At 62.8% G+C, this 14,303-nt stretch carries 14 protein-coding genes; 1 reads left to right on the top strand and 13 read right to left on the bottom strand.

Features of this window, described 5'->3' with window-relative positions:
• Positions 1–10: 10 nt before the first annotated feature.
• The 7 genes from AD663_RS14155 to AD663_RS14185 are packed head-to-tail and all read right to left on the bottom strand — an operon-like array spanning position 11 to position 6,720.
• Positions 11–847, bottom strand: coding sequence for an amino acid ABC transporter ATP-binding protein (locus tag AD663_RS14155; RefSeq protein WP_003181947.1), 837 nt, complete (start codon positions 845–847; stop codon positions 11–13).
• Positions 834–1,622 carry an amino acid ABC transporter permease gene (locus tag AD663_RS14160; RefSeq protein ID WP_003181948.1) on the bottom strand — a complete coding sequence of 263 codons (789 nt, stop codon included), beginning with the start codon at positions 1,620–1,622 and terminating at the stop codon, positions 834–836. The genes AD663_RS14155 and AD663_RS14160 overlap by 14 nt, the downstream gene beginning before the upstream one ends.
• Positions 1,612–2,346, bottom strand: a complete 735-nt coding sequence (locus AD663_RS14165; protein WP_003181949.1) for an amino acid ABC transporter permease — start codon at positions 2,344–2,346, stop codon at positions 1,612–1,614. Before AD663_RS14165 ends, AD663_RS14160 begins: the two co-directional genes overlap by 11 nt.
• The gene (locus AD663_RS14170; protein WP_053213976.1) at positions 2,343–3,554 is read right to left on the bottom strand and encodes an aminotransferase class I/II-fold pyridoxal phosphate-dependent enzyme; all 1,212 of its coding nucleotides are present in this window, start codon (positions 3,552–3,554) and stop codon (positions 2,343–2,345) included. Before AD663_RS14170 ends, AD663_RS14165 begins: the two co-directional genes overlap by 4 nt.
• Positions 3,551–4,975 carry an FAD-binding oxidoreductase gene (locus AD663_RS14175; protein ID WP_053213977.1) on the bottom strand — a complete coding sequence of 475 codons (1,425 nt, stop codon included), beginning with the start codon at positions 4,973–4,975 and terminating at the stop codon, positions 3,551–3,553. Before AD663_RS14175 ends, AD663_RS14170 begins: the two co-directional genes overlap by 4 nt.
• Positions 4,972–5,823 (bottom strand): transporter substrate-binding domain-containing protein, encoded by an 852-nt coding sequence (locus tag AD663_RS14180; RefSeq protein WP_053213978.1) that lies wholly within the window; start codon positions 5,821–5,823, stop codon positions 4,972–4,974. The genes AD663_RS14175 and AD663_RS14180 overlap by 4 nt, the downstream gene beginning before the upstream one ends.
• 54 nt (positions 5,824–5,877) lie before the next feature.
• Positions 5,878–6,720 (bottom strand): transporter substrate-binding domain-containing protein, encoded by an 843-nt coding sequence (locus AD663_RS14185; RefSeq protein WP_053213979.1) that lies wholly within the window; start codon positions 6,718–6,720, stop codon positions 5,878–5,880.
• A 238-nt stretch (positions 6,721–6,958) separates the two neighbouring features.
• On the opposite strand from AD663_RS14185, the gene AD663_RS14190 reads away from it, so the two are divergent.
• The gene (locus AD663_RS14190) at positions 6,959–7,816 is read left to right on the top strand and encodes a LysR substrate-binding domain-containing protein (protein ID WP_003181954.1); all 858 of its coding nucleotides are present in this window, start codon (positions 6,959–6,961) and stop codon (positions 7,814–7,816) included.
• 39 nt (positions 7,817–7,855) lie between these two features.
• On the opposite strand, the gene AD663_RS14195 is transcribed toward AD663_RS14190, so the two are convergent.
• The 6 genes from AD663_RS14195 to AD663_RS14220 all read right to left on the bottom strand — a co-directional run bounded on the left by AD663_RS14195 (position 7,856) and on the right by AD663_RS14220 (position 14,148).
• Positions 7,856–8,299, bottom strand: a complete 444-nt coding sequence (locus tag AD663_RS14195; protein ID WP_053213980.1) for an HIT family protein — start codon at positions 8,297–8,299, stop codon at positions 7,856–7,858.
• A 128-nt stretch (positions 8,300–8,427) separates the two neighbouring features.
• A complete protein-coding gene (locus tag AD663_RS14200; protein ID WP_003181958.1) occupies positions 8,428–8,799 on the bottom strand; it encodes a response regulator in 372 nt (123 codons plus the stop codon).
• Positions 8,796–10,979 carry a PAS domain S-box protein gene (locus AD663_RS14205; protein WP_003181960.1) on the bottom strand — a complete coding sequence of 728 codons (2,184 nt, stop codon included), beginning with the start codon at positions 10,977–10,979 and terminating at the stop codon, positions 8,796–8,798. Before AD663_RS14205 ends, AD663_RS14200 begins: the two co-directional genes overlap by 4 nt.
• 156 nt (positions 10,980–11,135) lie before the next feature.
• Positions 11,136–11,966, bottom strand: a complete 831-nt coding sequence (locus tag AD663_RS14210) for an amidohydrolase (RefSeq protein WP_053213981.1) — start codon at positions 11,964–11,966, stop codon at positions 11,136–11,138.
• 28 nt (positions 11,967–11,994) lie between these two features.
• Complete coding sequence (locus tag AD663_RS14215; protein WP_053213982.1) at positions 11,995–13,284, bottom strand: MFS transporter; 1,290 nt, start codon at positions 13,282–13,284, stop codon at positions 11,995–11,997.
• Positions 13,285–13,416: 132 nt separating this feature from the next.
• Positions 13,417–14,148 carry a GntR family transcriptional regulator gene (locus AD663_RS14220; protein ID WP_003181964.1) on the bottom strand — a complete coding sequence of 244 codons (732 nt, stop codon included), beginning with the start codon at positions 14,146–14,148 and terminating at the stop codon, positions 13,417–13,419.
• Between the last annotated feature and the right edge of the window lie 155 nt (positions 14,149–14,303).

Consider the following 14,303-nt stretch of genomic DNA (forward strand, 5'->3'; position numbering starts at 1 on the left):
GGCTGGAAAGTCAGACGGACAGGCTGTAGCGACTCAGGTTGGTCAGCAGGTAGGGGTCGTTGGCGATGGGCGGCCGACGGCCAGGGTCGCCCAGCGCATGCCGCAAGAATTCTCGGGTGCGCTCACTGGCCGGGTGCTGGAAAATCCGCGCGGCACTGCCATGCTCGACGATCACCCCGTTCTCGGTGAAATAGACGATGTCGCTGATTTCTTCGGCGAAACGCATTTCGTGGGTCACCAGCACGCAGGTCATGCCCTCTTCGGTCAGCTCGCGGATCACCGTGAGCACCTCGCCGACGGTTTCCGGATCCAGGGCCGAGGTCACCTCATCGAACAGGATCAGCTCCGGGCGCATCGCCAGCGCCCGGGCAATCGCCACCCGCTGCTGCTGACCGCCCGAGAGCTGGCCCGGATAAGCGTCGGCCTTGTGCTCCATGCGCACCTTGGCCAACAAGGCGCGGGCGTCTCTCTCGGCGTCGCTGCGGTTACGCCCCAGGACCTTGCGCGGCGCGATGACCAGGTTCTCCAGCACCGACAAATGCGGGAACAGGTTGTATTGCTGGAACACAAACCCCACGCGCTTGCGCAGTTCGATGCGCTGGGCTTCCTGGGTCAGGGTGTGGACCTCGGTTGCGCCGACGCGAATGCTGCCGCGCTGGGGCTGCAACAGGCCGGTGATGCAGCGCAGGATCGTCGACTTGCCCGAGCCGGACGGGCCGATGATCGACACAGCCTGGCCACGGTGGACGTCCAGGTCGATGCCCTTGAGCACCGGGTTGCTGCCAAACGACAAATGCAGGTCGCGCAGGCTGACCAAAGGTTCGGCGACGGTTTCAGTAGAAGGCATAGCGTCGCTCCAAATGCTGGGTGAGGCGGGAGATCGGATAGCAGTAGGCAAAGAACAGCACCAGCAGACTCAGGTAGATCACCACCGTGAAGCCCGTCAGGTTCACCGTGTTGCTGGCGATCTGCGCGGTGTCGATCACGTCGTGCACGCCCACCAGTGAGGCCAATGCGGTGCCCATGGTGATGACCGCGTAAAGGTTCATCCAGGGCGGTAACATGCGCTTGAAGCACTGCGGCAGGATGATCGAGCGGAAGATCTGCCCGCGGGTAAACGCCAGGGAGCGCGCGGCTTCCCATTGGGTGCTGGGGATCGACGCAATGGCGCCACGGAAGATTTCCGCGACATTGGCGCTGGCCGGCAGTGCCAGCCCGAGCGTGACCTTGACCCAGTCCGGGAACGAGACATAGCCGCTGCCGATACGGATCTCGAACGGGAACACATAGGTGGTGAAATAAATCAGCACCAGCCAGGGCGCGTTGCGGAAAACCTGCACCCAGATCCGCGCCGGCAAACGCAACAGGCGCAGGGGCGACAGGACCATGGCGCCCACCAGCACGCCAGCCACCGAACCCAGCCCGATGGCCAGCAGGCTGATGAGAACGTTCTGGCCGAACCCGGCGATCAGCGCCGGACTCCATTGCAACAAGGCCTTGAGCACCGGGCTTTGCGGGGCGATGTACAGCAGCCAGAGCAGCGCGGCGGCCAGCAACAGCAATTTGCCGATATGCCGGCGCGGCCAGGCCAGCGGCGCGCCCACGGAAGATTCAATGGCCATAACCGGGCATCCTCAGGCGCGCTTCCAGGAAGCGCCCCACGCAATTGACGATGAAACTCAACAGGCCGAAAAACGACAGGATCAGGATCATCAGTTCCAGCACGTTATCGCTCTGGGTCCAGATCATGATGGCGGCGTAGGTGATGTCCCCCACGGCAATGGCCGAGGCCACGGCGGTCATCTTCACCAGATCAATGAGATTGTTGATCAGCGCCGGCAAGGCGAACCGCAGGGCCAGCGGCAGCTGCACGTTCCACAGCAACTGGCGACGGCTGAATGCCAACGAGCTGGCCGCCTCCAGGGTTACCGCGGGGACGGCCTCGATGCCGGCACGCAAGGCTTCGGCGTGGAACGCGCCCTTGTGCAGCGAGATCACGATCACCACCCAGGCAAACGGCGTCAGCGGGTTGGCCGCGCCTACCGCCTGGGTCAGGAGCATGTTCAGTACCAGGAATGCGCAATACAGCTGCACCAGGGTCGGCGTGTTGCGGGTGACTTCGACGAATACTCGGGCGGGCTTCGCCAACCAGGGCGTGCCCGAGGTCAGCATCGCCGCCAGGCCGACACCTGCCAGCAGGCTGCCGACGATGGTCAACAGGCACAGCAGCAATGTGGTCAACGCGCCCTGCTCCAGGGTCCCGCGCTGATAGGCATCGAGCAAAAAGCTGTAGTTCAGGCCGAGTCCGGCGCTCCATTGGACGAACCATTGCAACCCATGACTCATGGCTCGCCCCTCAGTTGAGCGCAGGCGTGAGCAATACGGTGCCCGGCCTCACGAACGGTCTCGGTGGCCGTGGCAATCGACAGGCGAAACCACGGCGACAAGCCATAGGCGCTGCCCGCCACACCCGCGACGCCTTCTTCGAGCAGATACGCGACAACATCCCCATCGGTGTCCAGTCGCTGGCCGTCCGGGCGGTAGCGCCCGAGCAACCCGGCACAGCGCACGAAAACAAAAAAGCCGCCTTGGGGCTCAAGCACTTGCAGCCCATCGACACGGCTCAAGGCCTCCACCAACACGTCCCGGCGCTGACGGTAGGCGGCGACCTGCGCCGACAGAAAATCCAAGCCACCCTCGAACGCTGCCAACGCGGCAGCTTGCCCGACCGAAGAAGCGCCGGAGGTGGATTGCGATTGCACCACGGTCATGGCCTCGACCAACGTCTGCGGCCCGGCACCGAAGCCAATGCGCCAGCCGGTCATGGCGTAGGTCTTGGAGACTCCGCCCACCAGCAGGCAGCGTGGCTGCAAATCCGGCGCGACATTGAGCAGACTGAAGGCCTGGGAGCCATCGAAGCGGATGTGTTCGTAGAGCTCGTCCAGCAGGACCAGCACCTGCCGATGGCGCCGAAGCACCTCGGCTAGAGCGCGAAGCTCGGCCTCGCTGTACACCGCGCCGCTGGGGTTGCCGGGGCCGTTGAGGATCAACCAGCGGGTGCGCTCGCCGATGTGTGGCTCAAGCGCCTGCGGCGTCAGCTTGCAGCCTTGCTCCAGCCCGCATTCGATGAATACCGGCTCACCGCCATTGATGCGCACGCTGTCCGGAAAGGACGGCCAATACGGTGCGGGCACCAGCACCTCGTCACCGTCATCGAGCGTCGCGGCGAAGGCATTGAAAATGATCTGCTTGGCGCCGTTGGCAATCACGATGGATTCCAGCGGATAGTCCAGGCGATTCTCCTGGCCGAGCTTGCGTTGTATCGCGGTGCGCAACGCCTTCACGCCCGGCGTCGGGGTGTACTTGGTAGCCCCGGCGGCAATGGCGGCGTAGGCAGCCTGCTTGATGTGGTCGGGGGTGTCGAAATCCGGCTCGCCGGTGGTCAGGTCGAGGATCGCACGGCCGGCATCCCGCAAGGCCATGGCACGGGATTTGGCGGCGGCATTGGCTGACAGCGAGACGCGTTGCACGCGCTTGGACAGACGAAGCGTCATGGCTGGCCTCCTTGCAGGACCTTGCCCGGGTTGAGCACGTTGTGCGGGTCCAAGGCTTGCTTGATGCGGCGCATCAGGTCCAGCTCCACTTCGCTTTTATAGCGCCCCAGCACGCCCACCTTGCGCTGGCCGATGCCATGCTCGGCACTGATCGAACCGCCGTGGGCGTGGGCACTGTCATGTACCTGTTGGCTGAGTGCGGCGTAATTCGCCATGTGTGCGTCCACCGTGGCGTCCAGCGGATGGGCGACGTTGTAATGCAGGTTGCCGTCGCCCAGATGACCGAAGGTGTAGAACCGCACCCCCGGGTAATGCTGCTGCAACAGCGCATCGGTATGGGTAACGAACGCCACGACCTGGGAAATCGGTACCGAAATGTCGTGTTTCATGTTCCGACCGGCACGCTTTTGCGCCTCGCTCATGTTCTCGCGCAACTGCCAGAACGCTTGGCTCTGGGCCAGGCTTTCGGCGATCAGCGCATCGGCCAGCAGGGCTTGCTCGAAGGCTTCGCCCAGGACCTGTTCGAAGGTTTCCCGCGCATGCCCCTCACTGTGGTTATCCGACAGTTCCAGCAGCGCGAACCACGGCTGGCGCGCGCCGAGAAAAGGTCGCGGCCCTTCAGGGAACTGCTCGCGCAACAACGCCAGGCACTCGGCACTGAGCAACTCGAACGCGGTCAGGTTGGCGCCGAAACCGCTGCGGGCATGGGACAGCAAAGCCACGGCCTGTTCCAACGAGTCGAAAGCCAGCAATGCCGTGACTTGGGCCCGGGGCTGCGGAAAGAGTTTCAGGGTCGCCGCCGTGATAATGCCCAACGTGCCTTCGCTGCCAATGAACAGGTCCCGCAGGTCGTAGCCGGTATTGTCCTTGCGCAAACCCCGCAGGCCGTTCCATATCTCGCCTTGGGCGGTGACCACCTCCAGGCCCAGGGTCAGCTCACGGGCATTGCCATAGCGCAGCACGGCGGTGCCGCCGGCGTTGGTGCCCAGGTTGCCGCCGAGGGTGCAGCTGCCTTCGGCGCCGAGGCTCAAGGGGAACAGGCGACCGGCTTCACGGGCCACTTCCTGGACTGTGTGCAGGATGCAACCGGCCTCGACGGTCAGGGTGTCGTTGTCGGTGTCCACCGCACGCACGCGATTCATCCGATCGAGCAGCAGCAATACGGCGCGGCCGCTGGCGTCCGGGGTGGCGCCGCCCATCAATCCGGTGTTACCGCCCTGCACCACGATCGGCGTACTTTGCGCCGCACAGGCGCGGACCACTGCCGCGACTTCTTCGGTTGTGCCCGGGTGCACGGCGGCGAGCACGTGTCCGACATAACGGCCCTGCTTGTCGGTCAGGTACGGCGCAGCATCCTCGCTGCTCTGCACATGGTCGGCGCCAAGCAATGCTTGCAGGGTCGCCCACAACGATTGGCTCATGGCTGAGCGGCCAGCGGCGCTGCGTTGCGGTATTGCTCATGCAAATCACGCAAGGCCTGGGACGGCGCCATGCCGGTGCGCTCGCCCAACTCGAGCAGCCAGCCGCTGCGATGCCAATCGCGCACGATGGCGTCGAGTTTGGCCTGGGTGTCGTGCTCGCCCTTGCGCAGCCAGATCACTGAATTGGACGGAATCAAATCCCCCGGCAGCGGCACTTCAAAGCCCTGCCATTCGGCTTCGCTCAGCAAGGCGTGCATCGTCGGGCTCACGTGCACCGCTGCCACGCAGCCATTGCCGCGCAGCGACAACAGCGATTCGGACTGACTGCGAAACGCCTTGATCTGCGCGCCGTAGGTTTCCTGCAACGGCTTGATGAAGTTGCTGCCCTGGGACACACAGACCGGTTTGTCCTTGAGATCGGCCCACTGGGTGATGCCGGCGCCCTTGCGGATCAACGCAGCCCCGCCCACTTCTTCATAAGGCGTCGGCACGTAATCGAGGATCTCGCCGCGCTCCTCGGTGAACTGCATGTTGGCGATCAGGATGTCGACCTTGCCCTGCTGAAGAAATTGCACACGGTTCGGCGCCAGCACCGACACCGTTTGCGTCTCGACCCCCAGCGCCTGGCCGATGCCCTTGGCCAACTCGACGTTGTAGCCCAGGTGTTCGCCGCTCTTGGGGTCGATCGTGCCGAATGGCGCACCACTGAGCATCACCCCGACGCTGATGGCGTGGCGCTGTTCGATCTTGTCCAGCGTTGCATCGGCCTGGGCCAGGCTGGCAGCGCAAACGGCGGCGCCTGCCAGGCACCACGAGGCCAGGGTTCTAACGGAAAAAAATGCAGTCATGCGTGGCGTACCTTGAGCGACGGTCGTTGAGGACGGTGGACAGTGCGACGGCGGTCAGGCGCCGTTGGCCTGGAACTGCTTCTGCAATTCCACCAGGGCCGGTGACGCGGGGGTGATGCGGTTGCGGGTCTGTGCTTCGATCAGCCAGCCGCTGCGGTGCAATTGCTTGATGATCGGGTCGAGTCGGGCCTGGGTATCGCTTTCGCCCTTGCGGGTCCAGATCACCGAAGGCGCAGGGTTCAGCTCCGGATTGAGGGCGCGGTAGCCCTGCCATTCGGCGTTCTCGGCAATCAACGGATTGATAAGGGTGGCGTCATGCACCGCCGCGACGCAGTTGTTGCCCCGCAGGGCCAATAGCGATTCCGAGGAGCTCTTGAAAGCCTTGATCTCTGCGCCCAGCTCGGTGAGCGGCTTGATGTAGCTGCTGCCCTGGGAGGTGCACACCGGTTGGCCCTTCAGGTCCTCCCAACGACGGATCTTGCTGTCCTTGAGCACGGCCGCCGTGCCACCGACGCGGTAGAACGGCGTGGGCACGAACCCTAGGATGTCGCCGCGCTCCGCTGTCCATTCCATGTTGGCAACCAGCAGATCGACTTTGCCTTGTTGCAGGAATTGCACGCGGTTGGCGGGCAATACCGGCACCAGTTGCACCGTGGCGCCCAGCTGCCGACCGAGTTCTTCAGCGAGGTCAACGTTCAAGCCGCGAGGTTTCTGGGTCGCGGGATCGATGCCGCCGAAGGGTCCGCCCGAGAGCAGCACACCGACCACCAACTCATGGCGCTGCTCGATCTTGTCCAGGGTGGCATCGGCACGCGCGATGTTGACGGCCGATAGCGAGATCAAGGCGCCCAACATGACAGGCAGCAATCGTTTTACGGGTGAGCGCTCGAGCAACATGGAATTCCCCTCATGGATGATCGGCGTACCCCGACCTGATGAGTGGGCATGCTAGGTACAGCGTGGACGCAACGGAAATGCAAATATCTCATATCGTTATAACTCACACGGTTGCGCGTTTAGGCCATTCGCTTATATGGCTGTATTTGCTGCGCCCGAGCCAAACTTTCGTAAAGAGCTTCCACTGAATCCATAAAACTATGTAATGTTTATCTTTGTTCCCTTGATATGACCGCCTATGTCGACCCTGGATCTCGAGTTACTGCGCACGTTCATCGCCGTGGTCGATCACCACAGCTTTGCCGAAGCTGGCGCGCAGCTTTCCCGTACACAATCATCGGTGACCCAGCACATGCAACGGCTGGAACAACAGGTGGGCGTGAGCCTGTTCGAAAAACGCGGGCGACAGAAACAGCTCACGGAAGCCGGCCAGCAATTGCTGCGCCACGCCCGGCAGATGCTGTCGCTCAACGATGACATTCTCGGTTCCCTGCGCGAAAGCAGCCTGAGCGGCGTGCTGCGCATCGGCTCGCCCCATGATATCGCCGACACCATTCTGCCGCCGATTCTCAGCCATATCGCCCGTTCGGCCCCGCGCCTGCGCCTGGAAATCGATGTGGGCCGCAGCCCGTTCCTGATGGACGACCTGCACCGAGGCAAGGTCGACATGATCATTTCCACCCGCCAGGACCCGAGCCTGGAAGGCTTTGCCTTGCGTACGTCGCCGGTGTGGTGGATCTGCTCGGCCCAGTACATTCACAACCCTGGCGAGCCTTTGCCGCTGATCCTGGTGGACGAACCGAGTATTTATCGGCGCTATGCCCTGGAGGCCCTTGAGCGCGCGAATATCCCGTGGCGCCAGGCGTACCTGGCGTCGAACCTGATCGGCATCAAGGCCGCCACGCGCGCCGGCCTGGGGGTCACGCCGCGAAGCATGGAGATGCTCGGCCCGGACATGCGCGTACTGGGCGAGAACGATGGCTTGCCGCGATTACCGGACGTGACCTATCACTTGTGGATCCGGCCGAACACGCTCAATCCGCTGGTGCGCCGGGCGTATGAGCTGATCCGCAATAGTCAGGGGCACGGCAGCTGATCCAACGCGCGCCAACCGTGCCCTTCATGCGGCCCTGCGTCAGGCCCCTGCGCGAATGCGCTCGACCAGGCGCGCCTGGAGCGCTGCAAGTTCTTCTGGATCCGCCTTGCCCCTGCCATGCACACCAGGCACCTCGCCTTCCCAGCGCGGAATGATGTGCATGTGGATGTGATAGACCGTTTGCCCGGCCACCGCGCCATTGAACTGCGCGACCTGGACACCGTCCGGCTGCAACTCCTCGACGATGATGCGCGTCAGCCGCTGCACGGCGGACATCATCGCCCCCAGGACCGTCGGCTCGACTTCAAGGATATTGCGCGCCTGGGACGCTTTGGGAATGACCAGGACATGACCGCGCGATTGGGGAAAGAGATCCAGGAACGCCAACACATCGGCGTCCTCGTAAATCTGGTAGCACGGCGCCTCGCCGCGAAGGATCAACGCAAAAATGTTCTGCGGATCGTAATGACCGTGGAGACTCATGATTACTCCGTCAAAGGTTTTAGAAAGATCGCCTGCCGGTGAGCAAGCATCGGTCGGTAAGAGGTGTAGCACAGTCCAAAGGCACAAAACACACCGGCCCAACTTCTGTGACGAGGATTGGCAGGCCGCTATCGCGAGCCACCGGCCAGCGCAACGGCGATTGTCTGCTGCAGTTCGCGTTCGGAATACGGCTTGTGCAAGACCGGGCAACCCGCGTACTCGGGCGGTACGCCGCTGGCGCCGTAGCCTGTGCTGAAAAGAAAGGGGATATGGCGACTGCGCAGAATATCGGCCACCGGGAACACCCGCTCGCCGGCCAGGTTGACGTCCAGGATGGCCAGGTCAACCATCACCGTCCTGGCCATTTCACAAGCCGGGGCGAGTCGGGCAACGGACGCCACCACCCGGCATCCGAACTCTTCCAGCATGTCCTCGATCAACAAGGCGATCGCGCCTTCATCCTCGACAACGAGCACCCGGGTCCCCGCGAATGGGGTCATGCCCCGGACGCTCCGATCATGAATGACAGGCGGCAGCGAAGCCCCTGCGGGGAGAAGTTGAGGTCGAATTCCCCACCCAGGTCGCGCTCGATGCAGCGCTTCATCAAGCGAGAACCCAACCCTTCCCGCTCCGGCTCGGAGACGGGTGGCCCGCCCTGCTCCTGCCAGTCCAGGTTCAACAGCGTGCCGTTCGGTTGAGATTGCACGCGCCAAGCGACCGACAGCGTCCCCGTCTCGACTGACATGGCGCCGTACTTGAGTGCGTTGATCGCCAACTCGTTGAGCGTCATCGTGAGGTTGAGCGCCACACGCGTGCCAACATCAATGGAAGGCCCCTCGAACACGACACGGTCGGGCTCGGCCCCGAAGACCGGCATCAACACCTCTTGGGCCAAGTTGTCCAGGGGTGTACTTCCCCAATGCCGCTTGGTCAACAGGTCGTGGGCCCGGGACAGCGCCAGCAGCCTGGCTTCGAATCGCCGATAACCATCTTTTGCATCCGCTGCATTGCGCGCCGTCTGGGCGGCCAGCGACTGCACCGTGGCAAGGGTGTTCTTGACCCGATGATTGAGCTCGTCGATCAACGTCTTCTGCCGGTTCTCCGCCTGCTTTCGCTCGGTGATGTCCACCAGCATGTTGATCGCGCCCACCAGGTTGCCATCGGCGTCGTGCAACGGCGTGGGGTACGGGGCGAACGGTACGCGGGTACCGTCCGGCCGCTCGGCAATGGCCTCGACGCCGCGTATCGGCCGGTTCTCCTTCAAGGCCACCGCCATGGGGCATTGGTCATGCGGCAACGCAGTGCCGTCGGTATTGAACAGCTTCCAGGTCACGCACCACATGTCGCCCAACTGCGGCGTTCTACCCGACAGCTCGACAGCGGCGCGATTGTAGAACGTGATGCGGCCCTCGGCGTCGGTGGTATACACCGCCGCCGGCAGCGCCTCGAGAAGGTTGCGCATGTGCCGTTCACTCTCGCGGACCTGGTTCTCCATGCGCCGCGCCAGCGTGACGTCCTGCAACACGCGCACGCCGTAACGAAACTTACCGCCTGCGTCCCGGACCGAAGAGCTGTGGATGTCGAGAGACAGGACTTCACCATCAGGTTTCAAGGCGCGTTTGCGAAGCTCGTAATTGTCGAATTCCCCCGCCACCTGACGCGCGTACAGCGCCGCGTCCTGGGCTGCGCTCTCGGGATGGGTATAGTCGAGGAAGGTCATCGACAGGAGCTCTTCACGCGAGCGGCCCAGCATCTTGCAAAGGGCGTCGTTGACGCGCAACAGGCGACCGTCGATGTCGGCCTCGGCAATGCCGATCGTGGCCGCTTCGTAGGTCGCCGAAAGCCGGTCGTCACTCTCCTGTCGCGCGACTTCGGCGGCATGGACGCAGGTCATATCGACGGTAAAGCAACGCGTGTTGAAAAGCTTGCCGTCGGCAAAACGCCCATTCGAGGTGATCGTTACATGCCTGATCGAACCGTCCTTGGCCTTCAGGCGCGCCGGATAGCCCTCCAGACGGTCACCGCTCTGCAATCGGGTGAGGATGTCGCCGATCACCGGCTCATCGACATGAAACTCGGTAATGTGACGACCAATGTACTCGTCCGCCGAGTAACCCAGGAGCGCCAGTTCGGCCTTGTTGGCGCGCAGGATAATGCCCTCGCCACTCACAATATGAAGGCCCACGGCACTGTTTTCGAAAAAGTCCTCGAGGTCGGCACTCTTGCGCCGAAGCTCATCGGCCATGGCGTGATGCGCCGAGACGTCCTGGAAGCAGTTGATTGCCCCTTGGATGATGCCTCGCCGGTCTCGCAACGCGCGGATATTCATCAGCGCCACGAACCGCGAGCCATCCGGACGCTGGACGATGGCTTCCTGATTGCGCGCCGCAACGCCTGCAGCGAGGGCACAAGCCATCGGGCCATGGTCATGCGCCAGGGGCGTTCCTTCGAGCGAGAAAAGACGATGGGAGCCGCAGAAGCGGTCACCGTTTTCGCCCAGTACCGGCGCCCTTCCCCACAACTCGGTCGCCTCGTGGTTGTACCTGACGAGCCACCCGTCGCGATCACAGAGATACACCGCACCGGGAATCGCATCGAGCGCGTCCGTTCCCATGGCGATCAGGCTCTCATACTCGCTGGGTGCAAGCCCTTCCCTGGGTAGCTCTTCAATATTCGACATCTGTCATCCTCAAACCGCCTGGCTGCAACGCCCTTGCTTCCCGTGCTGCCTACCCGAGCCGCCGATAGGCATGGATATTTCTACAGCACGGTAATGGACTCTAGATCCTTATTGACGGCCCTAGTTCAGCGAACTTGATATTACTGTCTTTGCCACTCAGAACCCGAAGAGTTCCCGGGGCGCTTGCACCGTCAACGCGTGCATGAGCGAGGGCGAACACTGCAACGCTTGCAACTGCCCAGCGACCGTTGCGAAATCGACGTCCTGCTCATGCTGCGTGTGGGGCCAGTCACTGCCCCATACCAGGCGCCGCGGACCGAAGCTCTGCTCCAGCAACGACAACGAGGCGCGGGCAAATTCGAGGTTCTGCTGGTCGGTGGCGGCCAATCGATAAATGCCCGACACCTTGACCCAGACCTGCCCGCCAGGTCCCCACTCGATCAACTCGGCAAAGCCCGGCTGATCAAGGCCCAGACGCGCATCCGGACGACCGAAGTGATCGATCACCAACTTGACGCCGAACGGTATCAACTGCCGCAACAGTATTGGCAGGTCCGCCATGGGGGCATGTAACTCGACATGCCAGTCCAGCTCGGCAATGCGGCCAAAGAAGCTTCTCCAGGCAGTGGCGCTAAAGTCAGGCAAGGCTTGGCCCATCAGGTTCAAGCGAACGCCGACTACGCCCAGCCGGGCCATATCGCCCATTTCGGCAGCGCTGGCATCCCGTTCCAGCACCACGACTGCGCGCAACCGCTGCGGCGCCTGCCGTAGCGCGTCCAGCAAATAGCGGTTGTCGGTGCCGAGAAAACTGGGTTGTACCAATACGCCATGGCTCAGGCCGTGGGCGTGCAAGTGGCCCAGGTACTGTTCGAGCGTGGCGTCATAACCCGGGGTATAGCGCCGCGCCGTCGCCAGGGTCAGCTGGCGACTGAACACGTGGGCATGTGAATCGATGCCGGTGATCGGCGTGAAACGGTTATCAGGCATGGGTTTCATCTATCGAAGGTAGAGGTCGTCAGGCTCGCGCGCCCTGGTTGTCCAAGGCCGGGGCTGGCTGCGATGGGTTCGATGCATCCAGATTGCGGCCCCGGGTTTCCGGCAAACACAGCGCCGCAATCACCGCCACGCCATAGGCGATCCCGGCATCGATGCCAATGGCCGAGCCCAACGACATTGAATCGCTCATGTGCCCGACCAGGAACGGGAACACTGCCGAGAGCACCCGGCCGAAGTTGTAGCAGAACCCCACGCCGGCGCCGCGTACATCGGCCGGGTACAACTCGTTGAACAAGGCCCCGAGGCTCGCCGGAATGCCCGCCGCGAAAAAGCCCAGCGGGAACCCTAGGAACAGCATCTGGGTATTGCTCAGCGGCAGGAACACGTAGCACTGCACCGTGACGACACAGCACAGCGCGAACAGCACGATGTTCTTGCGCCGGCCAATGCGGTCGATCAACAGGCCGCTGACCACGCAACCGCACCAGAACGCCAAGATGATGACCGCAAGGTAACCACCGGAATTGAGCACCGACAGGTTGCGTTCGGTCTTGAGGAAGGTCGGCAGCCACGTCATCACCGCGTGATAACCACCGTGCGCGCCCAGCCCCAGCAATCCGCCGAACAAGGTCACACGGATCAGTTCGGGACGAAAGATACCGCCCAGGGACTTGAAGAAATTCTGCGGGATGGCCTTGTCCTTTTGCAGGCGCTGGAAGCTGTCCGGCTCCTCGACATTGCGCCGCACCCAAATGATCAGGAACGACGGCAGCAGGCCGACGACGAACATCACCCGCCAGGCCATGTCCTGCGGGACGAAGGAGTAGATCAGGGTGAAGACGCCCACCGCCAGGCCCCAGCCCACCGCCCAGGCACTTTGCACTGTGCCCATGACCTTGCCGCGGTACTTGGGATTGATGGTTTCGGCCATCAGCACCGCACCGGCGGCCCATTCCCCGCCAATGCCGAACCCTTGCAGGGCCTTGACCATCAATAGCTGGTGAAAACCCGTGACGAACGCCGACAAGAAGGTGAAGACGGAAAACCACACGATCATCCATTGCAACGTGCGCACCCGCCCGTAGCGGTCCGACAGCGTGCCGCCGACCCAGCCGCCAATGGCTGAAGTCACCAGCGTCACGCCGCTGATCAGCCCCGCGTCGCCCTTGGTCAAGGCGAAAGCAGCGATCAGCGCCGGAATCGCAAGGCCGAACATCTGTACTTCGAGGGCGTCCAGCGACCAACCGCCGAAACAGGCCCAAAACGTTTTGCGCTCACGCGCTGTGACTTGGCGATACCAACTGAACATGGTTCTTATCCTTATAAGTGGAACGATAGGCAGCCGAGAGCGAACCGCGCCGCTACGGGGCAAGGCTTGGCAAACAAAACGAAAACGACAACGGCGACCGACTCGCCGCCGGTGTCCGCTAAACCGGCAGGTTCAACGGATTTCCACGCTGTAGCGGAAATGCTCGGCATGCCCGCGAGAGCGTCGCCATTCCAGCGGATTGCCGGCGTAATCCCTCGCCAGCCGCTCGATCACCACCACCGGGCTGTTGACCGGTACGTGCAGCAGCCGCGCGTGGACCTCGTTCACCGACTCAGCGGTGAGGGTTTCCTCGGCGTAGGCCACCACCTGAGCGCAGATTTCTTCGTAGATGGGGTAAAGCAATGGCCCTTTTTGATTCAGGTCGATTTCAAGCAGTGCTTGGAACCGGCTGCGCGGCAGCCAGATTTCTTCGGCGAGTACCGGCTCCTCGTCCAGCAGCCGCACACGAACGAGACGGATCACCGGCGCATCGACCGGCAGGCCCAACGCCTGGGCGACAGCCGAGGGCGCAGGCACCGGTTCGATGGATAAAATTCGACTTTCCGGCACCCGGCGCTCTCCCGAGGCGGATTGAAACCGGAAGAAACGGAACAGCGAGGATTGAAACTGCGGCCGACGAATGAAAGTGCCTCGACCCTGCTGGCGCTCCAGCACGCCTTCGCTGACCAACGCGTCGATCGCCTTGCGCACCGTGCCGGTGGACAGCTGGTACTCCGCTGACAACGCAGCCTCGGTAGGAATCGCCTCCCCCGGCCGCCAGCGATTGTTGGCGATCTGCTCGGCCAAATGGTCGCGCAGGCGTTGATATAGCGGCAGGCGGACATCACTGGAAAGCGCGTTCATCGACCTTATTCACCTTGTTATGTAGTCATCTATATGAATCTTGGGGCGAGTATTTGCCCTCCCCCTGCGGGTTGTCAAGATTGGAAAGCAGGTGTGGCTGACGAACGGAGCCCTTCGCAGTTAAGGACCGCGCTCGACATCGGCTAGCAAAAACG

Source organism: Pseudomonas sp. Q12-87, from assembly GCF_001269755.1.
Taxonomy (GTDB): Bacteria; Pseudomonadota; Gammaproteobacteria; order Pseudomonadales; family Pseudomonadaceae; genus Aquipseudomonas; species Aquipseudomonas fluorescens_S.

What these genes read in the sequence shown, in the direction of transcription:
- AD663_RS14205 (WP_003181960.1), bottom strand. Translation starts at nt 10,979, where the DNA reads ATGTCGAATATTGAAGAGCTACCCAGGGAAGGGCTTGCACCCAGCGAG.
- AD663_RS14175 (WP_053213977.1), bottom strand. Translation starts at nt 4,975, where the DNA reads ATGAGCCAATCGTTGTGGGCGACCCTGCAAGCATTGCTTGGCGCCGAC.
- AD663_RS14220 (WP_003181964.1), bottom strand. Translation starts at nt 14,148, where the DNA reads ATGAACGCGCTTTCCAGTGATGTCCGCCTGCCGCTATATCAACGCCTG.
- AD663_RS14215 (WP_053213982.1), bottom strand. Translation starts at nt 13,284, where the DNA reads ATGTTCAGTTGGTATCGCCAAGTCACAGCGCGTGAGCGCAAAACGTTT.
- AD663_RS14155 (WP_003181947.1), bottom strand. Translation starts at nt 847, where the DNA reads ATGCCTTCTACTGAAACCGTCGCCGAACCTTTGGTCAGCCTGCGCGAC.
- AD663_RS14200 (WP_003181958.1), bottom strand. Translation starts at nt 8,799, where the DNA reads ATGACCCCATTCGCGGGGACCCGGGTGCTCGTTGTCGAGGATGAAGGC.
- AD663_RS14185 (WP_053213979.1), bottom strand. Translation starts at nt 6,720, where the DNA reads ATGTTGCTCGAGCGCTCACCCGTAAAACGATTGCTGCCTGTCATGTTG.
- AD663_RS14165 (WP_003181949.1), bottom strand. Translation starts at nt 2,346, where the DNA reads ATGAGTCATGGGTTGCAATGGTTCGTCCAATGGAGCGCCGGACTCGGC.
- AD663_RS14210 (WP_053213981.1), bottom strand. Translation starts at nt 11,966, where the DNA reads ATGCCTGATAACCGTTTCACGCCGATCACCGGCATCGATTCACATGCC.
- AD663_RS14160 (WP_003181948.1), bottom strand. Translation starts at nt 1,622, where the DNA reads ATGGCCATTGAATCTTCCGTGGGCGCGCCGCTGGCCTGGCCGCGCCGG.
- AD663_RS14195 (WP_053213980.1), bottom strand. Translation starts at nt 8,299, where the DNA reads ATGAGTCTCCACGGTCATTACGATCCGCAGAACATTTTTGCGTTGATC.
- AD663_RS14170 (WP_053213976.1), bottom strand. Translation starts at nt 3,554, where the DNA reads ATGACGCTTCGTCTGTCCAAGCGCGTGCAACGCGTCTCGCTGTCAGCC.
- AD663_RS14190 (WP_003181954.1), top strand. Translation starts at nt 6,959, where the DNA reads ATGTCGACCCTGGATCTCGAGTTACTGCGCACGTTCATCGCCGTGGTC.
- AD663_RS14180 (WP_053213978.1), bottom strand. Translation starts at nt 5,823, where the DNA reads ATGACTGCATTTTTTTCCGTTAGAACCCTGGCCTCGTGGTGCCTGGCA.